Below are 6634 nucleotides of genomic sequence, written 5' to 3'. Positions count from 1 at the left end.
TCGTTGGAATAATAGCTTACATACGTGGATTTTTGCGTAAAATCGCCCTTTAATGTCATGGTGCCTGCCGTCAGGTAAGTGTCATGATCTTTAGTGCTGTCCATTACAAAATCGCCGTCAACCTGAATTGTATCTGCGGCGTTGAGCATTTTTAATATCCCGCTGCTGTAGGTATAACTTCCGCCTTCATTATCTGTCTGGACTAGATAGTCCCCCTTGACGATCAAGGTTCCGCCATTGACATTCAAGATTCCTCCTGAATGGATGAAATTACCATCAATTGTCAGGGTATGGCCTGCAAGATCCAAGGTAGAATCTTTAAGATCCAGCCGTCCTTTTATCTCGTGGTCTGTTTCAAGCGTCCAGCTCATTACGGATATGGTCATGGGATTCAGGTCACTCCTGCTAGTTGCCAACATTTCCACCGCACTATAAGGTGTGCTGAATACGACCCCCTGTTCAGACGCATTGGTAATCTCCAGAATATTAAAATGAGAATAGGAAGAACTGGGGTTCTCAAACCTGACTGTCTGGAGCGTTGAACCGGCCAATATTACCTTGTGGGTACCTGTTGCTCTGAAAGAATAGGAGGTATAATTGTCCGTAGACGTACTTTTCTGGACAAAATTGCCTTTGACTTCCAGGACCCCGGCGGCAAAATATTCGGAGCTAGTGTTAAAGGCATTGCTATCCACAACAAAATCCCCATACACCAGCACGTAATCGCTGGCATCGTTCATGTAGAAGCGACCGGTACTGAAGGTATAGCCGCTCTCCTGGATCTCGTCCGGCGTCTGAATCCGCAGATCCCCTTTGACGATCAAGGTGCCGTTGTTGATGTCCAAAGAACCGGCTGATTGGATCAGGTCTCCTTCTACCGTCAGCGTATGAGCTCCCAAATAAAGATTAGCCTCTACATATAAATTCCCCCGGACAAGCTGGTTCTGCTGCAAACTCCAGGAGGTGCCGACGCGTAAATCATAATCCCAGGCTCCACCACTGATGATAGCCGAGGAGTAAAGGAATATGTTTTCCGGGTGCAGGACAGGCGTATCGGTTGCGGCCAGGTCAACATCTACTCGGCATTCCGTAGTGACGTCGACGCCGGTACTTGAGTTGTTTGTTATTGCAAGGGCTGCAAAGTGAGATGCGGTGGGGTCGTCAAAATTAACTGTCTGCTGACTGCTCCCAGACAGAATCACCTTGTGCGTGCCTGTTGCTCTGAAAGAATAGGGGGCGTAACTGTCTGGAGATGTGCTTTGCTGAACAAAATTCCCCTTGACCTCCAAAACACCTGCTGAAAAATATTCATAATTGTAATTGTGTTTACAGGTGTCTGAGACAAAATCACCATAGACCAGTACATAATCGTTGGCATCGTTCATACGAAAGTAACCGTTGCTGTAGCTATAGCCACTGTCCTGGACCGCATCCGGGGTTTGAATCCGCAGATCCCCTTTGACGATCAGGGTGCCGTTGTTGATGTCGATTGAACCGGAAGATTGGATAAGATCCCCCCTGACAACCAATTCTCCGCCATTGATATTAACAGTGCCGCCATTGACGATCAGATTGCCATCAATAACAATTGTTTCCCCTTCCGTGTCCAGAGTCCCACTACTTAGCACAACATTCTCTGAAATGTTGGAATCTAATACACCAACAGTAAAATAATGGGTTGTGTCTGAGTAGTAATCGGAGCACTCAGTTCCTGATGGTCGGAACGTGCTAACGTAGACACTGCCGTCGATTCCACATGTTGCCGTATAAGAAGCCAACGCCAGTGTTGTCGAAGGTGGAACATAAGTTCCCTGGTCAGATATTACAACAGTACGGGTGGCAGTATATCCCTGGTAATCGGCAGTGAGATTAATTGATGTACTGTAGTCAACACCAGATGCGGACAGCAAACCACTGCTGTTTATGGAAGCGCTGCTGCTGTCATCAACCTGCCAGTCAGCGGCTGAAACAACCTCACTGCTGCCGTCTTCGTACAGCAGGGCAAATTGGTACTGGGCCGTACCGTATTCATCGACTGTTCTTGGACCGGAAATTTCGACAAAGGAAACAATCTGTTCAGTCTCTTCGGAAATAGTCACATCCTCCAGATAAGACAAAATATATGGAATCGGGTTTAAAGTACCATCTTTCGTATAGGATGCATAAGTCGTCTGCCCTGGCCGAACTTCAACATGGACATGCCAAGCGTCGTTTGTCCCCTGTGCCCCCTGAATTCCTAAACGATCACCAACGGCTACATAGTCGCCAACGGAAACCTCTGTCTGATATGCATGAAGATAAATAACACTGATGTTTTTGACTGCGTCATAAACAACTACGCGGTTGTAAGTTGAATTATTTTCCGCTGCAAATACTTTTCCGCTTGTCACCGCATAAAAGGGTTCAAGGTAATTGTCGGGATTGCCGCCTGCAACATTTTTGGTTTGCATATCAATCCCGGAATGGCCAATCCCTCCATAATCTTCGGGATTGTCACCCCAGTTATTGTAATTGTAGAAAACACCATTTTCACCATCAAGTTCACCATATTGTTTATTAAATAAATAACAGGCTATCTTTTGATTATCAGTAGCATTATCACTGATATTGTAGCTTGGAAAATTAGTGGATGCTTCGCTATTACAGGGGACAACGGTATTCAGTTCTGTTTCACTTATGGCAGCCGATGTTTTTTTTACAAACACAGAGCGGCAAAAAGTTTCATTTTCATATTCAAAGGTCAGGTTAACCCGGGTTTCCTGAGGAACTTCCGGGACCCATAACCTACCGTCAGCTGCTAAATATATATTGATGCTGTCGTTGTACAGCCAGTCATACGACCAGTTACCCATCGGTGCAATTTTTTCGATTGTTCCGTTAACATATGTGACCTCAATCGAATAGTAAGCGTTTTCTTTTTCCCGGATGGCATTAGGCCCTATAATATCTACACCGGCTATACCACCGTTGGCAGCACCGGTCGTAGTTGAACGAATGAGGGTGCCATGATAGTTAGATACTTCCAACTGTACTTGATAAGCCTGGTCCGGTTGTGTATATGTGGTGGTGGTTGATGTAACTTTTGATCCGTCCGGATGGGTCCATACATAGCTGAGTCCGGTGCCGGAAGGATCATCTGCTGATGCTGTTAATGTGACTTGATCACCAATGGCAGGTGATGCAGGTTGAATATCAATTTGCAAATTAGCGGGCATTAGATTTGCGTCATTTGAAACGTCAAATTTATAACGTCTAACCCAGCGACTGCCCAATGACGAAATCATTTCAATAATCAAATCATTGGTGCCTGCAGGCAGTTCAATATCAATATTTGATGAATTACTGACAACTTCATCATTAAGTGTCCATTTGTACGTTATATCGCCAAAAAGAAGATTACCATCCAGAGCCATGTTTACTTCGGGCGGTGTCAAAGAAACTGAAAGCTGGTAAGGGCCTTGAAGAACAGTGTCTCCATCGGGGAGACCATTGATTACAGGTTTAAAAATTTGCATCCCAGGTGCAGCCCAGCTTAACATCGGTAATTTTTTTGCAAATACGACACCTTTATCAAAGTATTGATAAGCATAGGTATCACCGGTGTTATCCGTTGCAGTTTGAGCATCGTTAATCGGAAAGCCTAATAGATCGCTGTTTTTTTTCTCCGGGTTATCTGCACTTTCAGCATTGTAAAAATTACGAATATATCCCAGCCATCGATCTAATTTTACAACATTCAAATCCGGCCTGACAATTAAATCAAACTCTGGAAAATGTTGACGCCATCCGCCGTTAAAACCAAGCATCATGGCGGAAGCACTGTCACTATCTGAAATAGGAGCTGTATAATCTTCGTCAAATTTGCTTTTTAAATTCGTTAATGCAATAGTTAACCCTTTGGAATCATTTATAAATGAGACACCCAAACCTCTTCCGATCCAATATGCGTTTCCATTAAAATTAAAGCTGGCCTTTTTTCCCATGAACATATGAGATATTTGACGGGCGTAATGATGGGCAATTTTGCCCATTGCATCTTTCCATTTGCCCAGAGAATCAGAATCAATTTCAGGAAAAGGTCTATAGTCCAAATAACCGGTTTGTTCGCACATTGATGAGCCCAAAAAAGATTCATTTCGAACATCGGGTACCTTTATTTCACTGAGTGCATTTTCAAGTGAAATATGAAAAGAATCCTCGTTTTCATAAAAGTCGCGAAATACACTTTCCAAAAACATTAAATAGTTTTTTGCTTTTTCTGTATGCTCCTGAACGATACTGTCATTTACACTATCATGGAAAAGTATTTTTCCCCACTCTTCATAAAATGTATCTTCGCTGAAAGGTTCAAGGGGTATTTCACTAAATCCGCCAAGGTCATTGTCGATTACATAGCCTCCTTTGTAAGGATAACCGATATCATAGGGTCTAGTGTGCCAGCGATTACACCTGTTGTAAATTGAATCAAAATTTCCAGATGCTGCCTTAGCCATCATATCAAGCAGATCATTATTTGCAGAATTAGGCCATGTTTGAGAAAAACCATTGTTGAAAAGTGTATGACCAATATAAAAGAATAAATAGGCTTGCCGAAGGTCAGTATATCCAAGAACCGAGTCCATAGCACTGATTGTTAAATCAATAATAGCATTAACAGCACTAGGTGCGGAAAGAATCGTCGGTCCGGTAAGAAAACCATAGAGAGAAAACAGATCACCAGCATGCGTACCGTTTAGCAGCTCTCCTGTAAGATATTCACCAAATTCTTTTAGACTTGGCACTCCATCTTTTATTAAATCAATAGCGCCAATACAATTATAAAAATCAGATTTAGATTTTGCTGATTCAGTATACTCTTTCAGGACAATCATCATGTTAGCCAAGGCTTCCATTTCCTCAGATCTCTCAATAACATGAGACCATGCATTAATAATATTTTGATCAGAAAATACTTCTAAAAGATTTTTACCATAATAGAATTCAAGGGCGATCTTATATCTTACATATAGTGGAAGCAGAAGATCTCCTATGGTTACATTTAAGCCATCATCATGGGTTGAGTAATAATTTACTTTAGTTTCTAACAACTCCTTGGTAATATATGCGTCGTCCAGCCAGCCTTCTGAGTCGATAATATCATGAAACTCAGTTTCAGAATAATCATCATGTGCTGCAGCCTTTTCAACAGTATCTGCAATATTATCTATGGATACACCATAATAATCTGAAGCATAAAGAAAATTAGCAAAGAGAAAAAATATGGAAATTAATGCTGAACAAAATAAATATACAGTTTTTTTATGCAAAACAAGCTCCTTTAACACCTATGACCGCAACGGTTGCATTTATTAGGTTTGATCATAACTTCGGGCTGGGATTGGTCATAAGATCGGCCACAACGTAGGTTGGGTTGAACGAAGTGAAACCCAACAACTTATCGGTGTTGGGTTTCGTTCCTCAACCCAACCTGCCGGAAACTCGTATGGCCTAAAATATGACCAAGGCCCATTTTTATTTTTCACCGATTTTTATTCAAATTTATGATGTGAACCGCTTCTTCAATTCCAATTTTTCCGTCTTTATTCATATCTGCGGCCCTATTATCATGTATATCTGCTCCTTTTCCAGACAGAAGTTTCAATGCCAAAACAGAATCCACCATGTTTACTTCATTATCACAGTTAATATCACCGGCTTCAAATTTTGAGCTTGAATATATATTTTCAGCATACCCTTCAAGGCTGGTGCATGAGTACATTATTCTGCTGCTGTCGCCATATCCGTCATTATCAAAATCCCGATACAGTGTTTTCAGGGATTCATGGTCGCAAGTATACGTATTGAGAGGATCCGGGTCATTATGATCAAGGATTTCATCCAGATCATAATCCGGGAATTGGCTTGATGAAGAAATGGTGAAATCGTTCAAGTGATGATTAAAGAGTTGTGTGATAACTACGCCGGTTGAAAAGAGTATCCCTGCATTCGTGTCATTGGTAATTTCCAGAATATTGAAATGGGAACGGTTACAAGATGCTGTGCTAAAAGAGACCGTTTGTTTGGCCGTACCGCTCAACAAAACCCGATGTGTACCAGTGGCTTGAAAATTTATATAATCCTTAGCAGTTGAGCTGGAAACAGTTGATTTTTGGGTGAAATCGCCTTTGACTTCCAGCGTTCCGGAAGTTAAAAGAGCCCCATGACCGTAATACGAATCCATCACAAAGTTGCCGTGTACCAGGACGTTGTCAGCGCTGTTGGTCATGTTGAGTGTGCCGGAAGAGTATTTATATGTCGTCGCCCCTTGGGCATCCGTCGAAGCGGTCTGGATCCGGTAGTCCCCGTCAACCACCAGGGTGCCGCCGGTGACCGTCAGGGTGCCGCCGGAGTGGATCAAGTCGCCTTTGACGGTCAAGGTCTTACCGTTGAGATCCAGGGTTGAGGATGCCAAGTAAAGGTTTTGATCCACAACCTGGTCCTGCTGTAATGTCCAGTCGCCGGAGAGGGAGTCCAAGATCAGGTCATATTTCCAGTTGCCCTGGCTGATCAACGCATTGCCGGACAGCGATAAATTGTTGCTGTTAACAATCGGTGTGGTTGTCGGTGCCATTTCGCCTGTGACAATGACACGGCT

At 42.9% G+C, this 6634-nt stretch carries 2 protein-coding genes; both read right to left on the bottom strand.

Annotation, left to right across the window (positions count from 1 at the left end):
* The coding region (locus HXW94_RS09915; RefSeq protein ID WP_178366744.1) for a M23 family metallopeptidase at window positions 1-5306 on the bottom strand (5306 nt) is incomplete at its 3' end.
* 212 nt (window positions 5307-5518) lie between these two features.
* A partial coding sequence (locus HXW94_RS09910; RefSeq protein WP_218576658.1) for a dockerin type I repeat-containing protein occupies window positions 5519-6634 on the bottom strand: 1116 nt, incomplete at its 5' end.

It is taken from the genome of Desulfobacter latus (assembly GCF_013389365.1).
In the GTDB taxonomy this organism is placed as follows: Bacteria; Desulfobacterota; Desulfobacteria; order Desulfobacterales; family Desulfobacteraceae; genus Desulfobacter; species Desulfobacter latus.
Note: the sequence above shows the minus strand (reverse complement) of the source record. Positions and strands in the feature narration are given on the sequence as shown.